Here is a 24,989-nt window from a genome sequence, read left to right on the forward strand (position 1 = left end):
CGGTGCCACTCCCCTCGACGACCCACCGCGTTGTGGGTCACTCTGCCGCCCCACCATAGGCCCTGCCGCTTCGTACCTCGGCCGGTGGACCACCGGTGGGACGTCCGGTTTCGGGACTCTGGCCTGGCATCCGTGGCAGATGCACGATCGGCCGGGTGTCGAGTACCCCGCCTCGGGATGTTCATCACACCCTCGGGTCCACCACTTCGGGCGGCCCGCCGGGGCCCGACCCGCCCCGGCCGGCGCCCGTCGCGGCGACCGGTCCACGCCGGCGTACGGCCTGGCCGGACGGCCCCGGCGACCGCGCGGGGCGGTACGGGCGGCGACGGCGTACTAGCGTGCAGGGCAGCCCGCCGTCCGGAAGGTGCAGCTCCATGCCCCTGTCGTACCCCTACCGCCGCCCCGGCACGCCCCTGCGACGGGGGCTCGCGGCCCTGACCGCCACCGTGCTGGCGGCCGGCACCCTGGTCGGCTGCTCCGCCGACGACGGGCTGACGGGCAGCGTGGACGCGTTCCTCGCCGGCTGGCGTTCCGGCAAACTGGACACCGTGGGCTTCGTCGACCCGACCGGGACGAGAGTGCCCGCCGGCACCGTCGTCGAGGAGATCAAGGCCCTCTCCGGCGACCTCGCCGCCACCCCACCCGCCCTGCGGCAGGTCGGGAAGGCCGAGGTCACCAAGAACCTGGCCACCACCACCGTCGACATCCGGTGGACGCTGCCGGGCGGGGTGGACTGGGCCTACCAGCGCCCGCTGCGGTTGCGGCAGAACTCCGGCGACGACAAGTGGCAGGTGATCTGGGAACCGCAGGTGCTGCACGAGCAGCTGGCCAAGGGCGACCGGTTGACGCTGCGGCGGACCGCCGCGCCCCGGGCCGGGCTGTTGGACGGCGCGGGACAGCCGATCGTGACGCCCCGGCCGGTGGTCCGGATCGGACTGCAACCCGGCGAGATCCCGGACGTCGCGGCGCTGGTGGGGCGGCTCGACGCGGCGTTCCGGGCGGTCCGGCCGCCGATCAGCCCCCCGGTCGACCTCGCCGACCTGCCGCAGCGGCTCCGCGACGCCGACCCGGACGCGTTCGTCGAGGTGGTGACGTTGCGGGACGAGGCGTACCGGCAGATCCGTTCCCGGATCTACGACCTGCCGGGGACGAAGTTCCGGTCCGAGAAGCTCGACCTGGCACCGACCCGGGAGTTCGCCCGTGCCCTGCTCGGCACGGTCGACCCGGCGCAGGCCGACGACCTCGCCGCCCACCCCGACCGGTACGCCAAGGGCGACCTGGTCGGCCACGGCGGCCTCCAGGGCCGCTACGACGAGCGGCTGCGCGGCGCTCCCGGCACCACCGTGGAGATCCGCCGGCCCGCGCCCGAGGGTGGCAGCACCGTCGTCACCGAGGCGTTCCGGCAGGAGCCGGGCTCCGGCCAGCCGGTCCGTACCAGCCTCGACGTGGCCACCCAGAACGCCGCCGACGGCGCGTTGCGGGGCGAGAAGCGACGCTCCGCCCTGGTGGCGGTACGGGTCAGCGACGGCGCGGTGCTCGCCGCCGCCAACGGCCCCGGGGCGGCCGGGGAGAACCTGGCCTTCACCGCCCAGGTGCCACCGGGCTCCACGTTCAAGGCGGTCAGCGCCCTGGCCCTGCTGGACAAGGGCGCGGTGACCCCGCAGACCATTGTCGACTGTCCGAAGACCCGCGTGGTGGACGGCCGCCCGTTCAAGAACTCCGACGACTTCGCGCTGGGCAAGGTGCCGTTCCGTACCGACTTCGCGAAGTCCTGCAACACCGCGTTCGTGGCGCTGGCCCCGCAGCTCGGCCCGGACGGGCTGGCCGTCACCGGTCGTACCCTCGGGTTGGAGGGCTCGTGGGACCTCGGCGCGGACGTCTTCACCGGAAAGGTCTCCACCGGCGGCGGGCCGACCGAGCAGGCCGCCGCCGCGATCGGTCAGGGCACCACCGTGGTCAGCCCGCTGGCCATGGCGGGGGTGACCGCCGCCGTCGCCCGGGGCCGCTTCGAGCAGCCGAAACTGGTGCTCGACCCGGCCCCCGCCGCGCCCGCCGCGGCCGGCCCGCCGCTGCGGGCCGAGTCGGTGGCGGCGCTGAAGACGATGATGCGCGAGGTGGTCACCGCCGGTACCGCCAAGGCGCTGGCCGACGTGCCGGGTGGCCCGGTGTACGGCAAGACCGGCACCGCCGAGTACGACGACGACCCGGCGCACACCCACGCCTGGTTCGTCGGGTGGCGGGGCGACGTCGCGTTCGCCGTCTTCGTCGAGCAGGGCGGATCGAGTACGGCCAGCGCCGTCCCGATCGCCGAACGCTTCCTCCGCGCCCTCCGCTGACGCCGCCCCCGGTCCAGGTGCTCAGTTGGGCCGATGTTGCGGTATCCCGGCGAGCGGATAGCGCAACATCGGCCCAACTGAGTTGATCATCTACCCCGTTGAGGGGATCGTGCTCAGGAGACCGGCTCCTCGGCGCGGCCGGGTGCGTCAGCCGGCCCGGAAGCGCGGGTCCCATAACCGGACGGCCCGGACGCAGTCCCGGAGACGGATGCCCCCGAGACGGATGCCTCGGAGTCTGACGGTCCAGGGACGGACCGCCGGGAAGCAGGCGGCCCGGGGACGGACCGCCCGAACGTGGACGATCCGGAGTCGGTGGATTGCGGCCGGGGTGGCAGCAGTCGGGGCGCGACGGCGTCCGGGGCGACGACCGGGGCCAGCCCGGCGACGACCGTGTTGACGATCTCGGCGGCGTACGCGCCGTCCGGGTCGTAGTCGGGGTCGAAGACGGTCAGCTCGACGCCGAGGCAGTGCGGGGTGTCCACCAGCCCGGCGAGCAGGATCTCCAGCTCGGCGAAGGCGATCCCGCCCGGGTCGGGGGCGTCCACGGCCGGCATCACCGCCGGGTCGAGCACGTCCACGTCGATGTGCACCCAGTAGCCGGCGCAGTCGGCGAGCTGCTCGTGCGCCCACTGTGCGCTACGGGCGGCCCCCTCGGCGCGCAGGGCCGGCACCGGCCGGGTGATGATCCCGGCGGCCTGGAGGTCGAGCCGGTACTCGTCCTGCGCCCGGATGCCGAGCACCACCACGTCGATGTCCCGGAAGTACGGTCGACGCCCCTCGATGGCGGCCAGGTCGGCCTGGCCGCGCCCGGTCACCAGGGCGAGGTCCTCGCCGGCCGCCGCACCGACGTAGGAGGCGTTGCCGGGGTGCCGGAAGTCGGAGTGGCCGTCGACGAAGACCAGCCCGATCCGCCCGCCGACAGCCTCGCCGAGCCGGTGCATGGCCAGCGCCGAGCCGAGCAGCACCGAGCAGTCCCCGCCGAGGACCAGCGGGAACTCGCCCCGGTCGATGATCGCGCCGATCCGGTCGGCCAGCGCCGTCGAGTACCCGGAGATCTCCCGGGCGTGGCAGACCCCGTCGCCGGGCCGCCAGTCGCCCGGGTCGTACCGGGGGGCGGTGAGGCAGCCGGCGTCGCGGGCCCCGAGCCGGGCGAGCAGATCGTGGTCGCGTAGCGCCCCGGGGGCCTTGCCGCAGCCGGGGACGGAGGTGGAGGTGGGTGGGCGCAGACCCAGGTTGGTCGGCGCGTCGAGGACGGCGATTCGGCGCATCACGGGCTCCCGTCCTCGATGGTCGGCGGGCCGGCCGGCTGGCCGGCCCGCGCGGGGTGTCAGGGGATCAGAACAGGGCGCTGGCCAGGGCGCGACGGGCGGAGGCCACGGCGGGGTCGTCCGGGCCGGCGATGCTGAACAGCGAGACGAGGTGTTGGCGGGCCCGGTCCCGGTCGTCACCGGCGGTCCGCCGGACCAGCCCGACCAGTCGTTCGTACGCCTGCTCGGCCATCCCGCTGAGCACCTCGATGTCGGCGGCGAGGAGCTGGGCCTCGACGTCGTCGGGGTTGGCCTGCGCGGCGGCGAGGGCGGCCTGCGGGTCGGCACCGGCGACCCGCCGGGCCACCCCGACCTGGGCCAGGCCGGCCTCGGCTGCGGCGTCCGCCGGGGATTCGGCGAGGATCTTGCGGTACGCCTGCTCGGCGGCGTCGAGGTCGCCGCTCATCAACGCGTCGTCGGCCTCGTCGAGACGCGGATCCTCCGGCTCGGCGACGGTGACGCCGCCGGCCTTGAGCACGGCGGCGAGCCACTGCCGCAGTTGCGGCTCGGGGATCACCCCGGGGAAGGCGTCGATCGGCCGCCCGCCGACCACCGCGTAGACGGTGGGGATCGCCTGGATCTGGAACATCTGCGCGATCCGCGGGTTCTCCTGGACGTCGACCCGGGCCAGGACCCACTGGCCGGCCCCCTCGGCCGCCAGCCGCTCCAGCACCGGGGCGAACTGGTCGCTGTCCGGGTAGCCGGCGGCGCCGAAGAAGACCACCACGGGTGTGGTCATCGACTGTTCGAGCACCCCGGACTGGATGTTCGCCTCGGTCACGTCGAGCACGGCGCCGCCTGCTGTGGCGGGACCTCCCGGTGCGCCGGTGGGTGCGCCGGTCTGGCTCGGGGTGGCGGGACGGGAACTGGCCGGGGCGGTGCCGCGCAGCGCGCTGAGGTCGACCGCGCCGCGGGTGAAGATCGACGAGGTGATCCGTGGGTCGCTCATGGTTACCTAGTCTCGCACGATCCCCACCGTTGTCGGCTCAGCCGCAACGCCCACAGTTGCCACTCTCACCTCCCGTTCTCCCCTCCCGTTCTCCCCCCACACCCCCACCCCCCGCACCCCCACACCCCCGACCCGTCGATCATGGAGTTGTGGTGGGCGTAGCGCCCCATTCATGAGGGTCTGCCGCCACCACAACTCCATGATCGACCGGGGGGTGGGGTGGGGTGGGGGGGGTCAGAAGCGGGCGGGTTCGCGGTAGGTGCCCCATTCGGTGCGTAGGGCGTCGCAGATTTCACCCAGGGTGGCTTCGGCGCGGACGGCGTCGAGCATCGGGGGGATCATGTTGCCGCCGGTGCGGCTGACCTCGATCATGCGGGCCACCGCCGCCGTCACCGCCGCGTCGTCGCGGGCGGCCTTGCGCTCGGCGAGCACCCGGCGCTGCTCCAGCTCCACCTCGTGCGAGATGCGCAGGATCTCCAGCTCCTTGGCGACCGTGCCGGTGTGGCAGTTGACCCCGACGATCTTCTTGTCGCCCTTTTCGAGGGCCTGCTGGTAGACGAAGGCCGCCTCGGCGATGTGGCCGGTGAACCAGCCGTCCTCGATGCCGCGCAGGATGCCTGAGGTCATCGGGCCGATCCGGTGCGGGCCGTCGCCACCGAGCTGCCGGATCCGGGCGAAGATCGCCTCCGCCTCGGCCTCGATGGCGTCGGTGAGCGCCTCGACGTACCAGGAGCCGCCGAGCGGGTCGGCCACGTTGGTCACCCCGATCTCCTCCATCAGCACCTGCTGGGTGCGCAGGGCGATCTCGGCAGACTCGTCGGTGGGCAGGGCGAGGGTCTCGTCCAGGGCGTTGGTGTGCAGCGAGTTGGTGCCGCCGAGCACGGCGGCCAGCGCCTCCACGGCGGTGCGTACCACGTTGTTGACCGGCTGCTGTGCGGTCAGCGACACCCCGGCGGTCTGGGTGTGGAACCGCAGCCAGAGGGCCTTCTCGCTGGTCGCGCCGTAGACGTCGCGCAGCCAGCGGGCCCAGATCCGGCGGGCGGCCCGGAACTTGGCGATCTCCTCGAAGAAGTCCAGGTGCGCGTCGAAGAAGAAGCTCAGTCCGGGGGCGAAGACGTTGACGTCGAGCCCGCGCGAGAGCCCCAGTTCGACGTAGCCGAACCCGTCGGCCAGGGTGTACGCCAGCTCCTGTGCGGCGGTGGAGCCGGCCTCGCGGATGTGGTAGCCGGAGACCGACAGCGGCTTGTAGCGCGGGATCTCGGCGGCGCAGTACTCCATCAGGTCGCCGATCAGGCGCAGGTGCGGCTCGGGGTCGAACAGCCACTCCTTCTGCGCGATGTACTCCTTGAAGATGTCGGTCTGCAACGTGCCGTCGAGCCGGGACAGGTCGACGCCCTGCCGCTCGGCGGCGACGAGGTACATGCAGAACACCGGCACCGCCGGGCCGGAGATGGTCATCGAGGTGGTGACGCCGGCCAGGTCGATGCCGTCGAAGAGCACCTCCATGTCGGCGGCGGAGTCCACCGCGACCCCGCAGTGCCCGACCTCGCCCAGCGCCTGCGGGTCGTCGGAGTCGCGCCCCATCAGGGTCGGCATGTCGAAGGCGACGGAGAGCCCGCCGCCGCCCGCGCCGAGGATCATCTTGTACCGCTCGTTGGTCTGCCGGGCGTTGCCGAAGCCGGCGAACTGCCGGATCGTCCAGGCCCGCCCCCGGTAGCCGGTGGGGTGCAACCCCCGGGTGTACGGGAACTCGCCCGGCCAGCCGATCCGTTCGAACCCGGGGTACGCGGTGCCCTCGGGCGGCCCGTACACCGGTTGCACGGTGGTGCCGGACAGGGTGGTGAAGTCCGCGTCCCGCTTGCGCGCGGCGTCGTACCGGGCCTGCCAGCGTGCCCGTCCGGCGGCGATCTCGTCGGCGTTCATCCGCGGGGCTCCTCCTCGAGTCCTCGACCGAACCCCGAGTGTAGAACGAAGCCTGAACGATCGCTAAGGAAGCTCACCCCCGACCCGCCCCCGCCCCACCCCCTCACCTCGCCCCTTCTCCCCGGTGATCAAGAGGTTCGCGTCACGATCGGCCGGAAGATTGACGCGAACCTCTTGATCACGGGGGCAGGTGGGAGGGAGACAGGCTGGCGGTGACGCGGGGCGGGAGGGGGTGGGCAGCGAGGATGCGGGAGCATGCCGACATGGTGTTGCTAACATGCTGACATGATGTCGATAAAAATCGGGTCCGGGTGGGGCTCATGTTCCTAAGGGACGTCTCGTAACTTGGGGCAGCTTGGGCGAGGTGATCCGGGAGGTCCGTGGTCGATGGCTGCGGTGTGTTGCTGGATGAACTGGACGCGGGAGGCGACGTCGGTGCGGGGCAGGGTGCTGAGCTGGTAGCCGTGTTGGATGTAGGCGGCGACCATGGCGTCGTGGGTACGGACGGCTTCGGCGAAGTCTTGGTGTCGTTCGCTGTCGGTGGTGTAGATCTGCGGCCAGGGCGGGGCGATGAACACACGCTGGTGGTAGCGGAACAGCTGCGCGGCGGCGGTCACATGCGGGGGGACGGGCTGGCCGAGTAGGAGGTAGTAGCCGACCAGATCCGGGATCCCTCGGTCGAAGAAGACGGGTCCGGGATGTTGGCTGGCTTGGCGGTAGGAGTGGATCTCCCAACTGAGCATGACCTCGGCGAACAGTCGTGAGTCGCCGGCGTGTAGCGCCTGACCGCCGATCGACAGCTGGTCCTGGATGATCTGTCGTCCCGCTTCGTCGACGCAGGCGTGACCGGCACGCCGCAAGCTGTCGATCAGCGTGGTCTTGCCGGCACCGGGTCCCCCGGTAATGACGATGTACTGGCTGCTCACGTCGTCCTCTCTGATAGACGTCCACTCCTCATGGCCCCCGCGCCTGTCCGCTGAGGATGATCATCGAGGATGCGTGGGTGCAGGTGATCTCCGCAGCCCGCCAGGAGTGGATCCTCCCGTTCACTGGGTTGACCCCCGCCCAGTTCCGCAGGCTGGCCCGCCTGGTCGCCGAGCGTGGCGGGGACGGGATTGCTGACGGTCGGCCGGGCCGGCAGTGGGCTCTCGATCTTCCCGACCGGGTGCTGCTGGTCGCCGTTTACTGGCGCACGAACCTGACGATGCGGCAGATCGGCCCGCTGTTCGGAGTGTCGCATTCCGCCGCGCACCGAGTCATCGACACCCTCGGCCCGCTGCTGGTCCTCGCACCCGTGCGCCGCCGGCCGGTCGACCAGATCGCCATCGTCGACGGCACCCTCATCCCGACGCGAGACCACCGCCTCGCGGCGCCGAGCAAGAACTACCGGTACTCGACCAACCTACAAGTGGCCATCGACGCCAGCACCCGCCTGGTCATCGCCGTCGGCGAGCCCCAGCCGGGCAACCGCAACGACACGATCGTCTACCGCACCTCCGGCATCGACCAGGCGCTGGCCGGACGGCCCGTCATGGCCGACGGCGGCTACCGCGGCGACCCCGAGGTGATCATCCCGTACCGCAAGAACCGCGACGGCAGCCCGCTACCGGCCTGGAAGCAGGACCTGAATGCCCAGCACCGCACCGTCCGCGCACAGGTCGAACACACCCTGGCCAGGATGAAGAACTGGAAGATCCTGCGCGACTACCGCCGCGCCGCCCGCACATTGACCGCTGCTGCTTCCGGCATCGCCAACCTGCACAACATCGCCCTGACCTGGTGACCACAGACCCAGCCGCAGACAACGTCTCCACCCAGTTACGAGACGTCCCTTAGCTGTCCGCGAGCTTCGGTTCGCCCGTGCCCGGTTCGGGCTGATGGGGGCGGTGATCGCGCTCATCGCCGTACTGGTGGTGCTCCTGTCCGGGCTCTCCGTGGGGCTGGTCAACGACGGGGTGTCCGGCCTGCAACGACTGCCGGTGACCTCGTTCGCGTTCGCCGACGGCGTCCAACGCGACTCGGCGTTCTCCCGCAGCGTGGTCGACATGAAGGCGGTCGACACCTGGGCCGGCCGGCCCGACGTTGCGCGGGCCACCGCGTACGGCAACACGCTGGCCAACGCCAAGAGCGGATCGGGCGTCGAGATCGACCTGGCGCTCTTCGGGGTACAGCCCGAATCGTTCCTCTCCCCCCAGGTCAGCGAGGGCGACCGGCTCGGTGCGCCGGGCGGGATCGTGGTCAGCCAAACCGCCGTCGACGCCGGACTGCGGGTCGGTGACACCCTCACGGTCGACCGGGTCGGCACCACCCTCACGGTCATCGGCGTCCTGCCCGGCCAGCACACGTTCGGGCACGTCGACGTGGGCTACGTCCCACTGCGCACCTGGCAGGAGATCCGCGCCGGGCTCGGACCGGAAGACCCGGTCCCGGCCCACGTCTACACCGAGATCACGGCGGTCGCGGTGCAGGCCAGGCAGGGCGCGGACGTCGACCTCGCGGACGGCGACCGGGCGGCGGGCACCGAGAGCATGACGCTCGACGAGTCGTTCGGCGCCTCTCCCGGATACACCGCGGAGACCTCCACGCTCAAACTGATCCAGTACTTCCTGTACGCGATCTCCGCGCTGGTCGTGGGGGCGTTCTTCACCGTCTGGACGATCCAGCGCAAGCACGAGATCGCGGTGATGCGGGCGATGGGCGCACCGACCCGGTTCCTGCTGCGGGACGGGCTGACCCAGGCGCTGATCCTGTTGCTCCTCGCCGCCGGTGTCGGCGTCGCCGCCGGCGTCGGGCTGGGCAGCCTGATCGGTGGCGGTGGTGTCCCGTTCGCCCTGGAGGCGTCTGCGGTCGCCGGGGCGAGCCTGCTGCTGATCGTGCTCGGCCTGCTGGGAGCGGTCGCGGCGATCATCCGGATCGCCGCGGTGGACCCGTTGACGGCGTTGGGAGCGAACCGATGATCACGCACACCGACAACCCCGGATCGGCGGCCGGCGCGGGCGACCCGGCCCGGCGTCAGCTCGACGGGCTGCACATGCGGGACGTCTGCCTGCGCTTCGGCGACGGTGAGGACACCGTGCTCGCGCTCGACGGGGTCTCGCTCACCGTCGCTCCCGGCGAGTTCGTCGCCGTGGTCGGCCCCTCCGGCGCCGGCAAGTCGAGCCTGCTGGCCGTCGCCGGCGGGTTGAGCATGCCGACGTCCGGCTCGGTCCGGGTGGCCGGACGGGACATGGCGGTGGCCAACCGCCGGACCCGCACGACGCTGCGGCGCGAGAGCGTCGGCTTCGTGTTCCAGTCCGGCAACCTGCTACCGGCGCTGACCGCCGTGGACCAGCTCCGGCTACCGACCCGGTTCGGCCCGGTGACGAACGGCACCGCCCGTGACCCGCACACCCTGCTGGCCGAGGTGGGCATGGCCGGCAAGGCCGACCGGCGACCGCACCAACTCTCCGGGGGCGAGCGTCAGCGGGTGGGCATCGCCCGCGCCCTGGTCACCAACCCCCGGCTGCTGCTGGTCGACGAGCCCACCGCCGCCCTGGACCGGGTACGCAGCCACGAGGTCGTCGAACTGCTCGCCCGGGAGACCCGGGAGCACGGCGTCGCGACCGTCATGGTCACCCACGACCAGGACGTCCTGCGGCACTGCGACACGGTGTACGAGATGATTGACGGGAAGCTCACGCCAGCCTGACCGAAGGATCCGCCGGTGCCGAAGATCCAGGCAGCCACCGTCGCCGAGCACCGCGCCCGGCAACGCGCGGCGATACTGGACGCCGCCCGGTCGATCCTCGCCGAAGGTGGCTCGGAAGCGCCGAGCCTGGCCGCGGTCGCCGCGCGGACAGGCCTGGCGCGTCCGAGCGTCTACCAGTACTTCAAATCCCGCACCGACCTGCTCGACGCGGTCATCGTGGACCTGCTCCCCCGCTGGTCGACCTACGTGACGCAACGGATGCGCCGGGCCACCACCCCCGGCGACCGGGTCCTCGCCTACGTGACGGCCAACCTCCACCTGGTCGCCAAGGGCGAGCACGCGGTCTTCCGCGGACTGTCGGCGATCGCCTCCCCGGAAGCGCTCGCCGAACCCAGCCGTCACCTCCACGAGCAGTTACGCGCCCCGCTCGTGGAGGCCCTCGCCGAGCACGGCGCACCCGACCCGGCCGGCACCGCCGAACTCATCCAGGCGATCGTCTACACCGCCTCCCACATGATCGAGAACGGTGTCGGGGAGGCCAAGGCCCGTTCGCTCGCGCGCGGGCTGCTGGAGCCGTACCTGCGGCAACCGACCGGCTGACCGCACACCACCGGCGGCGGCCGGCGGAATGGCCGTCCCCATTGCGCGCGGGTGCAGTGCCGATCAGGTGTAGAGGACCAGGTGCCAGTGCGGGTTGTGGCTGGCGGAATAGTTGCAGGCATAGTCGCGGTACCGCGAATTCGGCAGCTCGACCGCATTGCTGCCGGCCTGGTAACAGGAGGTGCTGTTGGTGAACCAACCGCCGCTCACCGAGCCGGCGCTCGCGGCGGCCGCCGTCGTCGCCAACGTCAGCGACACCGCGCCGACGACGAGTGCGCCGGAGACGCCGAGCCGGGTGGCCATTGTTCCGATCCTGGTCACGGTATTCCTTCCCTTCCTCGGTTCGGAGACCGCGCCCCGGGCGACAGAATGTGCCCGGACCCGAGATCAGTTTCGCTGTTCCTGTATACACGCGTACATCACGGCATTCAAGAGCAGCAATACGCCGCCCGAAAAGGGCAGGTGGTGTCCGGCCCGCAGCCCCGGTCAGGAGCTGATCTGGGCCAACAACTCCTCCGCCGCCGCGTACGGGTCCAGCGCCCCCTCGGCGACCTTCGCGGCGAGCGCCGGCAGCTCCGTACCGTCGCGCAGGGAACCGATGCGGGCGCGCAGGGTGCCCAGCGCGATCGCCTCGATCTCGGCGGCGGCCCGCTTCTCCCGGCGGCGGCGCAGCTCGTCGTGCTGCTCCAGCCAGGCCCGGTGCTTGTCGATCGCGGCGGCGATGTCGTCGATCCCCTCGCCGCGCGCGGCGACCGACCGGACCACCTGCGGCCGCCACTGCCCCGGCCCGCGCTCGCCCAGCGCGATCATGCCCTGGATGTCGCGGACGGTGTTGTCGACGCCGTCCCGGTCGGCCTTGTTGACCACGAAGACGTCGGCGATCTCCAGGATGCCGGCCTTGACCGCCTGGATCGCGTCACCCATGCCCGGGGCGAGCAGCACCAGCGTGGTGTCGGCGAGCGAGGCCACCTCCACCTCGGCCTGGCCGACCCCGACCGTCTCCACCAGCACCACGTCGCAGCCGGCGCCCTCCAGCACCCGGACCGCCTGCGGGGTCGCCGCGGAGAGCCCGCCGAGGTGGCCCCGGCTGGACATCGACCGGATGTAGACGCCCGGGTCGGTGGCATGATCCTGCATCCGCACCCGGTCGCCGAGGATCGCCCCGCCGGTGAACGGGCTGGACGGGTCGATGGCCAGCACCCCGACCCGGTGCCCGCCCGCCCGTAACGCCCGCACCAGTTCGTTGGTGGTGGTCGACTTGCCCACCCCCGGGGAGCCGGTCAACCCGACCACCTGGGCCTGCCCGGCGTACGGCGCGAGCGCCGCCGCCACCTGCGGCAGCACCTCGTCACCGGACTCCACCAGGGTGATCAGCCGGGCCACCGCACGGGGGTCACCCTCACGCGCCCGGGCCACCAGCATCGGTACGTCCCGACTGCGACGAACCGGGACAGCGGCCGGGGCGGGGGCGTTCTCGACAGTCACTGGGCCACCTTCGCTCACGACTGCGGGGCTCGCAAACCCCGCTCACTCCTCGCGCTCACCACCGAGCCACCTTCGCCCTACGACTGCGGGGCCCGCAAACCCCGCTCACTCCTCGCGCTCACCACCGAGCCACCCTCGCTCACGACTGCGGGGCCCGCCAACCCCTGTCACTCCCCACGCTCGCGGGCCCGGGGCGCGGGTCAGCCCTGGGCGTCGGCCGGCACGTGGATGATCAGGGCGTCGCCCTGGCCGCCACCGCCGCAGAGTGCCGCCGCACCGGTGCCGCCGCCGCGCCGCTTCAACTCCAGCGCGAGGGTGAGCACCAGCCGGGCACCGGACATGCCGATCGGGTGCCCCAGCGCGATGGCCCCGCCGTTGACGTTGATCTTGTCGGCGCTGACCCCGAGATCCCGCGCGGACTGGATGCCGACCTGGGCGAACGCCTCGTTGATCTCGATGAGGTCGAGGTCGTCGATGCTCAGGCCACCCTTCTTCAGGGCGTGCTGGATGGCGTTGGACGGCTGCGAGTGCAGGGAGTTGTCCGGGCCCGCCACGTTGCCGTGCGCGCCGACCTCGGCCAACCAGGCCAGGCCCAGCTCGTTCGCCTTGGCCTTGCTCATCACGACCACTGCCGCCGCGCCGTCCGAGATCGGCGACGAGGAGCCGGCGGTGATCGTGCCGTCCCTGGTGAACGCGGGCCGCAGCTTGGCCAGCGACTCGGCGGTGGTGTCCGGCCGGATGCCCTCGTCCTCGCTGATCACCAGCGGGTCGCCCTTGCGCTGCGGGATGACCACCGGGGTGATCTCGTCGGCGAAGTGGCCGTTCTTCTGGGCGGCGGCGGCCCGCTGGTGGCTGGCCGCCGCGAACGCGTCCTGCTCCTCGCGGGTGATGCCGTGCCGTGCGCCGAGCCGCTCGGTGGACTCGCCCATCGAGCAGCAGTCCCAGGCGTCGCTGAGCCCGTCGTGGGCCATGTGGTCCTTGATCGTCACGTCGCCGTACTTGTAGCCGGCGCGCTGGCCGAGCAGCAGGTGCGGGGCGTTGGTCATCGACTCCATGCCACCGGCCACCACGATGTCGAACTCGCCGGCCCGGATGAGCTGGTCGGCCAGGGCGATCGCGTCCAGGCCGGAGAGGCACACCTTGTTGATGCTCAGCGCCGGCACCGACATCGGGATGCCCGCCTCCACCGCCGCCTGCCGGGCGGGGATCTGCCCGGCACCGGCCTGGAGCACCTGGCCCATGATCACGTACTGCACCTGGTCCGGGGCGACCCCGGCGCGCTCCAGCGCCGCCTTGATCGCGATGCCGCCGAGCTTCGTCGCCGGCAGGTCCTTCAGGTTGCCCAGCAGCCGGCCCATCGGGGTCCGCGCGCCGCTGACGATGACCGATGCCACTGTCTGCCTCCGAGGGGGGGTACCGAGCTGTACGCCTTAACGGCTGTTCGGCCAGACTAGCGTCATGGCTGAGAACTCCCCCGTCGAGCCCGCTGCCGACTACGTCACAGACATCGGGCTGCGCCGTATCGACCACGTCGGGGTCGCGGTCGCCGACCTGGACGCCGCGATCGACTTCTATCAGCGCACCTTCGGGATGCGCTGCATACACGAGGAGACCAACACCGAGCAGGGCGTACGCGAGGCGATGATGGCCGTCGGCCCGACCGCCGAGGGTGGCTGCGTGCAGCTGCTCGCCCCGTTGTCGCCGGAGTCGACCATCGCCAAGTTCCTCGACCGCAACGGCCCCGGGGTGCAGCAGGTGGCGTACACGGTCGCCGACATCGACGCGGCCTGCGCGATCCTGCGCGAACGCGGCGTACGGCTGCTCTACGACACCCCGAAGCGCGGCACCGCCAACTCCCGGGTCAACTTCGTCCATCCCAAGGCCGCCGGCGGCGTCCTCGTCGAACTCGTCCAACCCGCCGACACCCCCCACTGACACTGTCCTCTCCCCGCGTCCCCACCCCGCCCCTTCCGTGTCGATCAAGAGGTTTGCGTCATCTCGATCTCCAGACCTGACGCAAACCTCTTGATCACCGGGGCGGGGCGGACCGGGGCGGGCATTGTGCGGGGGTGCTATTCCGGGGGTGGCGGGGAAAGGGGTCGGGCACTGCCGGGATAGCGGGCGGCAGCGGCGGCGGGGCCGCCCGGACCTGCCAAGATCGCCGTTTGGTGCCGGCCGCCGGTACGACCCGGTGGACCATGTAAAGAGGACACGAAAGCTCGGCACCGCTCTTGCGAACGACCCCGGGGGGTCTGCAAGTATGTCCCAATGCCCCAGCAGCAGTCCTCCCCTCTCGCGTTCTTCGATAACGCGAACTCGCAGCCCGACTTCACGGTGGGCCTGCGTGGATACAACACCCACCAGGTCGACGACTTCCTCGGTCGGATGACGGCCGCACTGACCCAGTCGGAGCAGGCCCGCGCCGAGGCCGAGCAGCGGATGAACGACGCCCAGCGTCGGCTCCGCCAGGCCGAGCAGCGGCAGGCCGCGCTCGAGCAGAAGCTCACCGACACCAACAAGCAGCTCGAGGAGAACAGCCGGCCGACCCTCTCGGGTCTCGGCACCCGGGTCGAGCAGATCCTGCGGCTGGCCGAGGAGCAGGCCAACGACCACCGCAACGAGGCCAAGCGCGAGTCGGAAGGGATCCTCTCCGCTGCCCGGCTGGAGGCGCGGGAGATCACCGACAAGGCGCGCGCCGAGGCCGCCGCGATGAAGGCCACCGCCGAGCGGGAGGCCGGCACCGTCCGCACCGCCGCCGAGCGGGAGGCCGCCGAGGCCCGGGTGCAGGCCCGTCGGGAGGCCGACACGCTGCGCGCCGACGCCGACCGGGAGACCAAGCAGCTGCGTACGGTCACCGCGCACGAGGTGGCCGAGCTGAAGTCCACCGTCGAGCGGGAAGTCGCCACCCTGCGCGCCACCGCCGAGCGGGAGATCACCCAGCAGCGGGCGAAGGCCGCGCGGGAGGCCGAGGAGAAGCGCGCCGAGGCCACCAAGCTGCTCACCGACGCCCGCGACAAGCGGGACAAGGACCTTCAGGCGCTGGAGCTCCAGCTCGCCGAGCGGCGGGAGAAGGCCGAGCGCGAGGAGTCGGAGCGGCACGCCGCCCAGGTGGCGCAGACCCAGAAGCTGGTCGGCGAGGCCGAGCAGCGGGCGCGGGCCGCCCAGGAGCGGGCCAAGGAGATCGAGCAGCGCGCCGAGGCCCGCCGGGTCGAGTCCGAGCGCACCGCCAACGACACCGTCGACAAGGCCAAGGCGTTGGCCGAGAAGACCCTCAACGAGGCCAAGGCCGAGGCGAAGCGGCTGCTCACCGAGGCGCGCACCGAGGCGGACCTGACCACCCAGGCGGCCCGCCGCGAGGTGGAGGACCTCACCCGCCAGAAGGACGCGGTCACCTCGCAGCTCGGCCAGATGCTCTCCGGCCTGGCCGGGATCGTGCCGGGCGTACCGGCCCAGCAGCAGGCCGCCGCGCCGGCCAAGCCGGAGCCGGCCAAGGCCGACGCCGAGTCCCGGGCGACCGCGGAGACCGCCAGCTGACCGAACGCATCGACGGGGCATGAGTCGCGGCGCGGAGGGACACCGGATGACCGGTGCACCCCCGCGCCGCGCCCGTTCCCGCCCTGTGACACCCTGTCGCGGGACAGCACTGAAACAGCTCCCCACAGCGGCGTCCGTATCGCCCCCGGAGGGCCGGATGCGTGTGAGGATGGGGGCATGTCGCACGGCGAGGAACTGTTCGCTCTCGGCGGGGATGTGACGACGGAGCCCAGCTTCGAGTCCGCTCTGCGGGGATACGACAAACGACAGGTCGACCGGTACGTCGCTCGTGCGGAGCACGAGATCGCCACGCTGACGGGTGAGCGGGAACAGGCGTACACCCAGATCCACAAGTTGGCCGGTCAGGTCGAGCACCTGCAGCGGGATCTCGCCCAGGTGCGCAAGCAGGTCGGGGTGGTGGACCGGGCCTCCTTCAAGCATCTCGGCCCCCGGGTCGAGCAGATCCTCGCCCTCGCCGAGGAGCAGGCGGACGCCATCCTGGTCGCCGCCAACGAGGAGATCGAGGCCCGTCGGGCCGCCGCCGAGCACATCATCGACGAGGCCCGTGAGCAGGCCGCCCGGGCCCTCAAGGACTTCGAGATCGCGCTCGCCGCCCGGCGTGCCGAGGAGGAACGGCACACCACGGCCCGCAAGGCCGAGGCCGACGCCGCCGTGCGTACCGCCAAGCAGGAGGCCGCACGGCTGCGCAGCACCGCCAAGGACGAGGCGACCCTGCTGCGTGCCACCGCCGAGGACGAGTCCAACCGGTTGCGGACCGCCGCCCAGGAGGCCCTGAACCGGGCCCAGCAGGAGGCCACCCAGCTCCGCGACACCGCCAAGGAGATCCACGCCCGGGCCCAGCAGGAGGCCACCAAGCTCCGTGAGACGGCGAAGGCGGCGCTGGCCAAGGCCCAGAAGGAGGCCACCGACCTGCGCGAGGCCGCCAAGGAGGTGCACCTCAAGGCGCAGCAGGAGGCCCGGCGGCTCGTCGATTCGGCGACGGAGACCAGCCGCGCCACCCACGCCAAGGCGCTCCAGCAGGCCAAGCAGGTCACCGACGACGCCGACGGCGCGGCCAAGGCGACCCGGGAACGGGCCCGGCAGGAGGCGCAGCGGCTGACCACCGAGGCGACCGAGGCGGCCCGACGCAGCCGGGCCGAGGCCGAGGCGTACGTGCAGCGGATGCGCACCGAGACCGAGGCGTACGTGCAGCAGTCCCGCGCCCAGACGCAGCAGGAGCTGGGGGCCTGGCGCGCAGGGGTGGAGCAGGAGGTCAACGGCCGGCGGGAGGCCGCCGACCGGGAGCTGGCCCAGCGTCGGGCCGCCGCCGAGCAGGAGTTCGCCAAGCACCGCGACGAACTGGACCGCAAGCACCGGGCCCGGCACGACGAGCTGGAACAGCAGCACGGCACGCGGCAGGCCGAACTGGAGCGGGAGTGGGCCGCCCGGCGGGACGAGATCGAGCAGGGTGCGGCCGAGATCCGCCGGGCCGCCGAGGCGGACGCGGCGACGCTGCGCCGCACGGCCGAGCAGGAGACCACCGAGCTGCGTCGGCGGGTGGAGCAGGAGACCACCGAGCTGCGTCGGCGGGTGGAGCAGGAGACCACCGAGCTGCTCGACCGGGTCGAGCGGGAGACCGCCGAGAAGCGTCGCCAGGCCGACGAGCACGTCGCCGCCTCCCGCCGGCAGTTCGACGAGTACGCAGCCACGACCCAGCAGCACCTGGCGACCACCCAGCAGCACCTCGCCGCCACCCAGCAGGAGGCGGCGGCGGGCCGGCAGCAGCTCGCCCGGGTGATGCTGGAGATCGCCCAGGCCCAGCAGCAGCTCGCCGACCTGCGTCAGGAGACCTGGCAGGCGCGGCAGGAGCACGACGAGCTGCTACGGGAGGCCACCGCCCTGCGGACGCGCGCCGCGACGCCGGTGGGCAGCGACGCGGTGACGCCGTCCCCGGACGGCGACCGGCCGGCGTCGGGTCCGCTCGGCAACGGCAGGAAACCGAAGCCGACGCGTGCCACCGACGCCCCGGCACCGCAGCCGGTGGGCTCCGGTGCGGTCGACAGCGCCAAGCCCTCCGCCGACAGCGACGCCGGGAAGAAGCCGGTCGTCGCCGGTGCGGACCCGGTCGTGGCCGTGACCAGGCCGGCCGGCGGTCCGGGCAGCAACGGCACGAAGCCGACCGGCGGTACGGGCGGTGCCGCGAAGCCGAAGTCCGAGCCGGTGACCACGGTGGACGGCGGAACGGCGAGCGCCGGAGTGGACGGTGAACCGACGGTCGCCGCGGTTCCGGGCACCGCCGGTCGGGGCGCCACCCCGACGAAGATCACCAGTACCGGGGAGAACGGCAAGCGGCCCAGCAAGCCGACCACCGACGAGCGCAGCGCCAAGCCGAGCACGGTGACCGTCGAGTCCGAGTGACCACGGTGGGGTGCCCCGGGGTGGCCGGCGGGGCACCCGCCCCACTACCCTGCGGGCAGGAGCCCGTACGGTAGGTGGCCGTCGGGTGGATCGGCTGATCCGCTCCGGTGTGCCGCGCCGGGGCGGAACTGGGGAGGTCCGGTGGCACAGCACGGCCCGGCACGCGACGACGCGACCCGGGACGGCGCCCCTGAAGTCGTACCGACGGACGCCGACGCCCCCACCACCCGCCCCACGACACGGGACGAACCGGCACCTGGGCCTGCGGCCCCGGTCCAGGATGCGGCGGCACGCGACGAGCCGGGGCGGGACGCCTCCGACGACGACACCGCCGGGTCGGTCGCCACCGGCTCGGGGCGGTTCGGTCGACCCGGGCGGCCACTGCGGCGCAGCAGTTTCCTGGTCGGCTTCACCGGGGCGCTCGGCGTGCTGCTGGCGTACACCGTGTTCCTGGGCATCCGCAATGCCGGCGGCATCCTGGTCCTGGTGGTGATCGCGCTCTTCCTGGCGGTGGGGCTCAACCCGGCGGTGGTCCGGCTGCGCCGCTGGGGGTTGCCGCACGGGCTGGCGGTGACGGTGGTGGCGCTGACCCTGGTGCTGCTGATCGTCGCCGGGCTGGTGGCGCTGGTGCCGCCCGTGGTGACGCAGACCGGGCAGTTCATCGAGCAGCTCCCCAGCTACGTCGAGGAGCTGCGCCGCAACCGCACGGTCAACGACCTGGTGGTCCGGTACGACGTGATGCGGCGGGTGCAGGAGCTGGCGAACGCGGACACCGTGGGCCGGGCGCTCGGCGGCGTCCTCGGCGGCGCCCAGTTGATCTTCGGCACGATCTTCCGGGTGCTCACCGTGCTGGTGCTGACGATCTACTTCCTGGCCTACTTCGACCGGTTGCGCGACCTCGGGTACGCGTTGGTGCCGAGGTCACGCCGGCAGCGGGTCAGCCTGATCGGCGACGAGATCCTCACCAAGGTCGGCGCGTACATGGTGGGGGCGCTGAGCATCGCGGTGCTGGCCGGCGCGACCAGCTTCGTCTTCGCCCTGGTCGTCGGGCTGCCCTACCCGTTCGCGCTGGCCGTGGTGGTGGCGGTGACCGACCTGATCCCGCAGATCGGGGCCACCCTCGGCGCGGTGGTCGTCAGCCTGGTCGGCTTCGCCACCGCGCTGCCGATCGGCATCGCCTGCGCGGTCTTCTTCGTGCTCTACCAGCAGGTGGAGAACTACCTCATCTACCCGAAGATCATGCGGCGATCGGTGGAGGTCAACGAGGTGGCCGCGCTGCTCGCCGCCCTGCTCGGGGTGGCGCTGATGGGGGTGGTCGGCGCACTGATCGCCATCCCGGTCGTCGCCGCCCTCCAGCTCATCCTGCGCGAGGTGGTGCTCCCCCGCCAGGACCGCCGCTGAGCCGACCGGAAGTGGCTCAGTCGGCGGCGGGCCCGGGTACGGGGGTGTCGGCGAAGGCGGCCACCGTCCGGTCGGCGTACGCGCTGACGTCACCGGTCTCCATCGGGCCGTCCCAGCTCGTCGGCAGCGGCAGCGGCACCGCCGGGTTCACCCGCCTGACGATCTCGTCGAGCACCCGCTCGGCGTCGCCCACCCAGAGGTGCTTGGCCCCGGGCACGCCGACGACCTCGGCCTGCGGCACCACCGCGAAGCGCCGCCGGGCCTCCTCGGGGCGAAGGTAGTCGTCGAACTCGGGCACCAGCGCGGTCAGCGGCCGACCCGACTCCGCCCAGACGGCCAGGTCGGCGGGCTGCGAGAAACGCAACGGCGGGGAGAGCAGGATCGCCCCGGCCACCGCCGGGTCGCAGCCGTACTTCAGGGTCAGGTCGGTGCCGAACGACCAGCCCACCAGCCAGATGTTCGGCAGCTCGTGGAACTCGGCGTACTCGATGGCGGCGGCGACGTCGAACCGTTCGCCCACCGCGTTGTCGAACGCGCCCTCGCTGGTGCCCCGCACGCTGCCGGTGCCCCGGGTGTTGAACCGGAGCACCGCCAGGTCGGCCAGGGCGGGCAGCCGCCAGGCCGCCTTGCGGAAGACGTGACTGTCCATCATTCCGCCGTGGGTGGGCAGCGGGTGCAGGCAGACCAGGGTGCCCGCCGGCGTCCGGTCGACCGGGCGGGCCAGCTCGCCGACGAGCCGCAGGCCGTCGGCGGTGTGCAGCTCGATGTCCTCCCGGTGGCCGGGCAGGATCGACGACGCGCGGATCGGTGTGCTCACCGCCCCAGTCTGACCCGAACCCGCCGCCGTCGCTCGCCCGGGGCGGAACCGGGGTGATCCAGATCGCTCGCGCCGGGCGGCCGGGCCGGACCGGTCAGCCGTAGCGGGGAGCGCCCCGGCCGCGCAGCAGGTTCGGTCCCCGCCGGTCCCGGGCCCGCCAGCAGCCGTTGTGCCAGTGCCGCCGGTCGGTGAGGTCACCCGCGCCGTCGGCCGGCCAGGCCACCAGGTGCGCCACCCCGGGTCGGATCTCCTGGTCACATCCGGGGCAGCGGTACGTCTTGACGGACGCCCCGCCGCTGATCCCGCGTACCTGCCACTCGCCGTCGCGCCACTGCTGCACCGACTCCACGCCGTGCCGGGCCCGTTCGGCGTCCAACTGGCCGGTGTCCTCGCGGCGGGGACGGTTGCGACGGGGGCTCACCGTGCCAAGGTTACGGTCAGTCCCAGGTCGCCGGACGGGTGAGGTCGTCCGCCCCGGGGTCGGATCAGCGCCCGGTGTGCTCGCGGAACCCCCGGCCGGCGGCGCGGCCCAGGTGACCTGCGGTGACCAGGTGGTGCAGCAGCGGCGCGGGGGCCAGGCCCGGTTCGCGCGATTCCCGGTACAGCGCCCGCTGCACGGCCAGCGCCACGTCGAGGCCGATCGCGTCGAGCAGCGCGAACGGGCCCGTCGGGTAGCCGCAGCCGAGCGTCATCGCGTGGTCGATGTCGTCGACGCCGGCATAACCGGCCTCCAGCATCCGTACCGCGTCGTTGAGGTACGGGAAGAGCAGCGCGTCGACCACGAAGCCGGCCCGGTCGTCGCAGACCAGCGTGGTCCGGCCGAGGGCGGCGCAGACCGCGCGGGCGGTGGCGGTGGCCTCCGTCGAGGTCCGGACGGTGGTCACCACCTCGACCAGCGTGCGGGCCCGCACCGGGGCGCAGAAGTGCAGGCCGAGCACGTCGGCGGGACGGCGGGTGGCCATCGCCAGCTCGATCACCGGCAGCGTGGAGGTGGTGGTGGCGAGCACCACGCCCGGCTTGCAGACCTCGTCGAGGCGGGCGAACAGCGTCCGGGTGGTGTCCAGATCTCCCGCCGTCGCCTCGACCACCAGGTCGACGTCGGTGAGTTGCTCCAGCGCGTCCGCCCAGCTGATCCGGGCCAGCGCGGCGTCGCGGCCCGCCGGGTCGGGATCGTCCCGGGTGACGCCCTCGTCGAGCGCGGTCCGGACCGCCCCGGCGGTCCCGGCGGGCCCGTCCGCGCCGACGGCGACCACCTGGTGGCCGGCGGCGGCGAACACCGCGGCGAGATCGGCCGCCGTGGTCCCCGAGCCGACGACACCGACCCTGGTCACGGCCGTGCTGCCCGGCGCGTCGTCGGCGGTCGGGGTCGACCCGTCGGGTACGACCTTCGCCGAGCCCGGCTTGTCGTAGGTGTAGAAGCCGCGTCCGGTCTTGCGGCCGAGCAGCCCCGCCGTGACCATCTGCCGGATCAGCGGCGCCGGGGCGTGCCGGCGGTTGCGCCCGCCGTGCCGGTACATGGTGTTCAGGATCTCGTACGCGGTGTCCAGGCCGATCAGGTCCAGCAGGGCGAGCGGACCCATCGGCAGGCCGCAGCCAAGGGTCATCGCCGCGTCGAGGTCCTCGCGGGTGACGTGACGCGCCTCGAACAGGCTGACCGCCTGGTTGAGGTAGCCGAACAGCAGGGCGTTGGCGATGAATCCGGCCCGGTCGCCGATCGTCACGCCGACCTTGCCGAGCCGGGCGCAGAGCGCCTCGACGTCGTCGACCACGTCGGCGGCGGTGACCACGGTGCGGACGACCTCGACCAGTTTCATCACCGGTGCCGGGTTGAAGAAGTGCAGGCCGACGACCTGCTGGGGGCGACCGGTGGCGACGGCGATGTCGGTGACGCCCAGCGAGGAGGTGTTGGTGGCGAGGATGGTGTCGGGCCGGCAGATCCGGTCCAGTTCGGCGAAGATCCGCCGCTTGAGGTCGAGGCGCTCGGGGACCGCCTCGACGACCAGGTCCACCGCGTGCAGCGCGTCCAGCCCGACCTGGAAGTCGACCCGGGCGTGCAGGGCGTCCCGGTCGGCCCCGGCCAGCTTGCCCCGCGCCACCGCCCGGTCGGTCGACCGGGTGAGGGTGGCCCGGCCCCGGGCCAGGGCGTCCGGGGAGATCTCCACCGCGACGACGTCGACACCGTTGCGGGCGAACACCTCGACGATGCCGGCGCCCATGGTGCCCAGACCGACCACGCCCACCCTGGTGAACTCCCGCGCCACGACCGGCCTCCCTGGTTGATTCCGCCGCTGCCGACTTGAACGAACGCTAAGGCTATCCGTCGGGACCGGGGCGGTGGAGGTCGGTCCCCGTCCGCCTCAGGCGTCGACGGCGCTGGGCGCGGGGACCGGGGCGGCCGGCAGGGCGTCGGTGGAGCCGGGAGGGCGCGGCGGCAGCGGCAGCGTGGGGCGGTGGTCCCGGCGGCCGACGGACCCCCCGGCGAAGCGCAGGCCGACCGGGTCGGTGGTGGCCAGTCCGGGGTCGAAGTAGCGCAGTTCGGTACGGCCGAGCCGGATCACGTCGCCGTCGGTGAGCGGTTCGGCGTCGGTGATCCGCCGGTCGTTGAGCCAGGTGCCGTTGGTCGATCCCAGGTCGACCAGGACCACCCCGTCGTCGGTCAGCCGCACCTCGGCGTGCCGCCGGCTCAGGTGTGCGTCGGCGACCGCGATGTCGGCGGTCGGCGCCCGGCCGATCACCTGCGGCCGGGGCCGGACGCGGAAGCTCGCCCCGCGCATCGGGCCAGCGGCCACCGTCAGCAGTGGCATCAGTTCCGGATGATCCTGCATGGACAGTCAGCTCCCCACCCACCGTCGCCCCGCGGTCAGCCTGCCAGCTCCGCGTGACCAGCTCACCACCCGCCCGGTCACCTCCACGACCCCTGGCGGACATCCGGTGTCCACCGAACAGGCGGCGACGGAGCAATAGCTGAACGCTGTTCACAACTACCAGCGGGTAGCTTCCGGGGCTAGACTTCCGCCATGACGGCTGTGCAGGTCCCGGGTACCCCGGTCATCTCCGACGGTCGGCTGGTCTCGACGAGCCCGGCCACCGGCGACGAGGCCGGCAGCGTGCCGGTCGCCACCGCCGCGGAGGTCGACCGCGCGGTCGCCCGCGCCCGCACGGCCGGGCAGTGGTGGGCCGGGCTCGGTTTCACCGGCCGCCGCACCCGGCTGCTGCGCTGGCGGGCCCTGCTCGCCCAGCGGGTCGAGGAGCTGGCCGAGCTGATCCACGTCGAGGGCGGCAAGCCGGTCGGGGACGCCGTCGTCGAGGTGCTCACCGCCATCGAGCACATCGACTGGGCGGCCCGCAACGCCCGCCGGGTGCTGGGGCCGCGCCGGGTCCGCTCCCGGCTGATCCTCGCCGAGTTCTCCGGTCACCTCGAATACCAGCCGCACGGCGTGGTCGGGGTGATCGGCCCGTGGAACTACCCGGTCTTCACCCCGGTCGGTTCCGCCGCCTACGCGCTGGCCGCCGGCAACGCGGTCGTCCTCAAGCCCAGCGAGTACACCCCGGTCGTCGGGCAGTGGCTGGTCGACACGTTCGCCGAGGTGGTGCCGGAACAGCCGGTGTTCACGGCGGTGCACGGCCTGGGCGACGTCGGCGCGGCGCTGTGCCGCTCGGGCGTCGACAAGGTGGCCTTCACCGGTTCCACGGCGACCGCCCGCCGGGTGATGGCCGCCTGCGCCGAGTCGCTGACCCCGGTGCTGCTGGAGGCCGGCGGCAAGGACGCGATGATCGTGGACGCCGACGCCGACCTGGACGCCGCCGCCGAGGCGTGCGTCTGGGGCGCGCTGACCAACGCCGGGCAGACCTGCATCGGCATCGAACGGGTCTACGCGGTGGCGGCCGTGCACGACGCGTTCGTCGACAAGGTGGTCGCCCGCGCCGAACGGCTGACCGTCGGCGCGGATGGCGCCGATCTCGGCCCGATCACCATGCCGAGCCAGCTCGACGTGATCCGCCGGCACATCGACGAGGCCATCGCCGCCGGGGGACGGGCGGTGGTGGGCGGTCCCGCCGCCGTGCAGCCGCCGTACGTGCATCCGACGGTGCTGGTGGACGTCCCCGAGTCGGCGTCGGCGATCCGCGAGGAGACCTTCGGCCCGACCGTGACCATCACCCGGGTCGCCGACGCCGACGAGGCCGTACGCCGGGCCAACGCCCTGCCGTACGGCCTGGGGGGTTCGGTGTTCGGGCGGCGCGACGCGGTGGCGATCGCCCGCCGGCTGCGCTCGGGGATGGCGTCGGTCAACTCGGCGCTCACCTTCGCCGGCATGTCCACGCTGCCGTTCGGCGGGGTGGGCGACTCCGGCTTCGGCCGCATCCACGGTGAGGACGGGCTGCGCGAGTTCGGCCGGGCCAAGTCGGTCACCCGGCGGCGGGCCCGTTCGCTGCTGCCCGCGATGACCTTCGAGCGGACCCCGACCGACGTGGCCCGGATCGTCAAGGTCACCAAGGCCCTGTACGGCCGCCGCTGACCGCCCGGCGGGCG

General features: G+C 72.8%; 21 protein-coding genes. 10 read left to right on the forward strand and 11 right to left on the reverse strand.

Annotated features, from left to right (window positions below):
- Positions 1–374: 374 nt before the first annotated feature.
- Positions 375–2,336 (forward strand): penicillin-binding transpeptidase domain-containing protein, encoded by a 1,962-nt coding sequence (locus ACN261_RS02985; RefSeq protein WP_425848289.1) that lies wholly within the window; start codon positions 375–377, stop codon positions 2,334–2,336.
- A gap of 113 nt (positions 2,337–2,449) precedes the next feature.
- Here the strand turns inward: ACN261_RS02985 and ACN261_RS02990 are convergent, their stop codons facing one another.
- The 4 genes from ACN261_RS02990 to ACN261_RS03005 all read right to left on the reverse strand — a co-directional run bounded on the left by ACN261_RS02990 (position 2,450) and on the right by ACN261_RS03005 (position 7,441).
- Positions 2,450–3,607 carry an arginase family protein gene (locus ACN261_RS02990; protein ID WP_421483851.1) on the reverse strand — a complete coding sequence of 386 codons (1,158 nt, stop codon included), beginning with the start codon at positions 3,605–3,607 and terminating at the stop codon, positions 2,450–2,452.
- Positions 3,608–3,671: 64 nt separating this feature from the next.
- On the reverse strand, positions 3,672–4,592 hold the full coding sequence (locus ACN261_RS02995) for a tetratricopeptide repeat protein (RefSeq protein ID WP_425848291.1): 921 nt from the start codon (positions 4,590–4,592) through the stop codon (positions 3,672–3,674).
- A gap of 234 nt (positions 4,593–4,826) precedes the next feature.
- Complete coding sequence (locus ACN261_RS03000) at positions 4,827–6,515, reverse strand: acyl-CoA mutase large subunit family protein (RefSeq protein WP_425848294.1); 1,689 nt, start codon at positions 6,513–6,515, stop codon at positions 4,827–4,829.
- Between the two features lie 326 nt (positions 6,516–6,841).
- On the reverse strand, positions 6,842–7,441 hold the full coding sequence (locus ACN261_RS03005) for an AAA family ATPase (RefSeq protein ID WP_282265643.1): 600 nt from the start codon (positions 7,439–7,441) through the stop codon (positions 6,842–6,844).
- A 77-nt stretch (positions 7,442–7,518) separates the two neighbouring features.
- Between ACN261_RS03005 and ACN261_RS03010 the strand changes: the two genes are divergently transcribed.
- The 4 genes from ACN261_RS03010 (at position 7,519) to ACN261_RS03025 (ending at position 10,803) form a co-directional block, all read left to right on the forward strand.
- Positions 7,519–8,298, forward strand: coding sequence for a transposase family protein (locus ACN261_RS03010; RefSeq protein WP_282273946.1), 780 nt, complete (start codon positions 7,519–7,521; stop codon positions 8,296–8,298).
- A 94-nt stretch (positions 8,299–8,392) separates the two neighbouring features.
- A complete protein-coding gene (locus tag ACN261_RS03015; RefSeq protein ID WP_425848297.1) occupies positions 8,393–9,472 on the forward strand; it encodes an ABC transporter permease in 1,080 nt (359 codons plus the stop codon).
- Positions 9,469–10,203, forward strand: coding sequence for an ABC transporter ATP-binding protein (locus ACN261_RS03020; protein ID WP_425848298.1), 735 nt, complete (start codon positions 9,469–9,471; stop codon positions 10,201–10,203). Before ACN261_RS03015 ends, ACN261_RS03020 begins: the two co-directional genes overlap by 4 nt.
- A gap of 15 nt (positions 10,204–10,218) precedes the next feature.
- Positions 10,219–10,803, forward strand: a complete 585-nt coding sequence (locus ACN261_RS03025) for a TetR/AcrR family transcriptional regulator (protein WP_421483856.1) — start codon at positions 10,219–10,221, stop codon at positions 10,801–10,803.
- A 63-nt stretch (positions 10,804–10,866) separates the two neighbouring features.
- Here ACN261_RS03025 and ACN261_RS03030 read toward each other — a convergent pair whose 3' ends face one another.
- From ACN261_RS03030 to ACN261_RS03040, 3 genes are all read right to left on the reverse strand, one after another.
- On the reverse strand, positions 10,867–11,124 hold the full coding sequence (locus ACN261_RS03030) for a hypothetical protein (protein ID WP_282343708.1): 258 nt from the start codon (positions 11,122–11,124) through the stop codon (positions 10,867–10,869).
- 165 nt (positions 11,125–11,289) lie between these two features.
- A complete protein-coding gene (gene meaB / locus ACN261_RS03035) occupies positions 11,290–12,225 on the reverse strand; it encodes a methylmalonyl Co-A mutase-associated GTPase MeaB (protein ID WP_421486909.1) in 936 nt (311 codons plus the stop codon).
- Between the two features lie 263 nt (positions 12,226–12,488).
- A complete protein-coding gene (locus tag ACN261_RS03040) occupies positions 12,489–13,682 on the reverse strand; it encodes an acetyl-CoA C-acetyltransferase (protein WP_421483857.1) in 1,194 nt (397 codons plus the stop codon).
- Positions 13,683–13,746: 64 nt separating this feature from the next.
- Here ACN261_RS03040 and mce point away from each other — a divergent pair, with 64 nt between their 5' ends.
- The 4 genes from mce (at position 13,747) to ACN261_RS03060 (ending at position 19,641) form a co-directional block, all read left to right on the forward strand.
- Positions 13,747–14,223: a methylmalonyl-CoA epimerase gene (gene mce / locus ACN261_RS03045; protein WP_421483858.1), complete on the forward strand. Its 477-nt coding sequence runs from the start codon at positions 13,747–13,749 to the stop codon at positions 14,221–14,223.
- A 333-nt stretch (positions 14,224–14,556) separates the two neighbouring features.
- Entirely contained in the window at positions 14,557–15,822 is a 1,266-nt protein-coding gene (locus ACN261_RS03050) for a DivIVA domain-containing protein (RefSeq protein ID WP_421483859.1), read from the forward strand.
- Positions 15,823–15,999: 177 nt separating this feature from the next.
- Positions 16,000–18,240 carry a hypothetical protein gene (locus tag ACN261_RS03055; protein ID WP_425848302.1) on the forward strand — a complete coding sequence of 747 codons (2,241 nt, stop codon included), beginning with the start codon at positions 16,000–16,002 and terminating at the stop codon, positions 18,238–18,240.
- 141 nt (positions 18,241–18,381) lie between these two features.
- Positions 18,382–19,641 carry an AI-2E family transporter gene (locus tag ACN261_RS03060; RefSeq protein ID WP_421483861.1) on the forward strand — a complete coding sequence of 420 codons (1,260 nt, stop codon included), beginning with the start codon at positions 18,382–18,384 and terminating at the stop codon, positions 19,639–19,641.
- Positions 19,642–19,657: 16 nt separating this feature from the next.
- Here ACN261_RS03060 and ACN261_RS03065 read toward each other — a convergent pair whose 3' ends face one another.
- From ACN261_RS03065 to ACN261_RS03080, 4 genes are all read right to left on the reverse strand, one after another.
- Complete coding sequence (locus ACN261_RS03065) at positions 19,658–20,458, reverse strand: alpha/beta hydrolase (protein ID WP_421483862.1); 801 nt, start codon at positions 20,456–20,458, stop codon at positions 19,658–19,660.
- A gap of 94 nt (positions 20,459–20,552) precedes the next feature.
- Positions 20,553–20,879 carry a hypothetical protein gene (locus tag ACN261_RS03070; RefSeq protein WP_088642767.1) on the reverse strand — a complete coding sequence of 109 codons (327 nt, stop codon included), beginning with the start codon at positions 20,877–20,879 and terminating at the stop codon, positions 20,553–20,555.
- 64 nt (positions 20,880–20,943) lie between these two features.
- Entirely contained in the window at positions 20,944–22,719 is a 1,776-nt protein-coding gene (locus ACN261_RS03075) for a 3-hydroxyacyl-CoA dehydrogenase family protein (RefSeq protein ID WP_425848305.1), read from the reverse strand.
- 96 nt (positions 22,720–22,815) lie between these two features.
- The gene (locus ACN261_RS03080; RefSeq protein ID WP_421483864.1) at positions 22,816–23,283 is read right to left on the reverse strand and encodes an FHA domain-containing protein; all 468 of its coding nucleotides are present in this window, start codon (positions 23,281–23,283) and stop codon (positions 22,816–22,818) included.
- A 192-nt stretch (positions 23,284–23,475) separates the two neighbouring features.
- On the opposite strand from ACN261_RS03080, the gene ACN261_RS03085 reads away from it, so the two are divergent.
- Positions 23,476–24,975, forward strand: coding sequence for an aldehyde dehydrogenase family protein (locus ACN261_RS03085; RefSeq protein ID WP_425848307.1), 1,500 nt, complete (start codon positions 23,476–23,478; stop codon positions 24,973–24,975).
- Positions 24,976–24,989: the final 14 nt, after the last annotated feature.

The sequence above is a fragment of the Micromonospora sp. WMMD723 genome, assembly GCF_049863385.1.
Classification (GTDB): domain Bacteria; phylum Actinomycetota; class Actinomycetes; order Mycobacteriales; family Micromonosporaceae; genus Micromonospora; species Micromonospora wenchangensis.

Excerpts from the sequence above, each read along its gene's own strand:
- ACN261_RS02985 (WP_425848289.1), top strand. The coding sequence starts at position 375 with ATGCCCCTGTCGTACCCCTACCGCCGCCCCGGCACGCCCCTGCGACGG.
- ACN261_RS02995 (WP_425848291.1), bottom strand. The coding sequence starts at position 4,592 with ATGAGCGACCCACGGATCACCTCGTCGATCTTCACCCGCGGCGCGGTC.
- ACN261_RS03000 (WP_425848294.1), bottom strand. The coding sequence starts at position 6,515 with ATGAACGCCGACGAGATCGCCGCCGGACGGGCACGCTGGCAGGCCCGG.
- ACN261_RS03015 (WP_425848297.1), top strand. The coding sequence starts at position 8,393 with ATGGGGGCGGTGATCGCGCTCATCGCCGTACTGGTGGTGCTCCTGTCC.
- ACN261_RS03020 (WP_425848298.1), top strand. The coding sequence starts at position 9,469 with ATGATCACGCACACCGACAACCCCGGATCGGCGGCCGGCGCGGGCGAC.
- meaB (WP_421486909.1), bottom strand. The coding sequence starts at position 12,225 with ATGCTGGTGGCCCGGGCGCGTGAGGGTGACCCCCGTGCGGTGGCCCGG.
- mce (WP_421483858.1), top strand. The coding sequence starts at position 13,747 with ATGGCTGAGAACTCCCCCGTCGAGCCCGCTGCCGACTACGTCACAGAC.
- ACN261_RS03050 (WP_421483859.1), top strand. The coding sequence starts at position 14,557 with ATGCCCCAGCAGCAGTCCTCCCCTCTCGCGTTCTTCGATAACGCGAAC.
- ACN261_RS03055 (WP_425848302.1), top strand. The coding sequence starts at position 16,000 with ATGTCGCACGGCGAGGAACTGTTCGCTCTCGGCGGGGATGTGACGACG.
- ACN261_RS03080 (WP_421483864.1), bottom strand. The coding sequence starts at position 23,283 with ATGCAGGATCATCCGGAACTGATGCCACTGCTGACGGTGGCCGCTGGC.
- ACN261_RS03085 (WP_425848307.1), top strand. The coding sequence starts at position 23,476 with ATGACGGCTGTGCAGGTCCCGGGTACCCCGGTCATCTCCGACGGTCGG.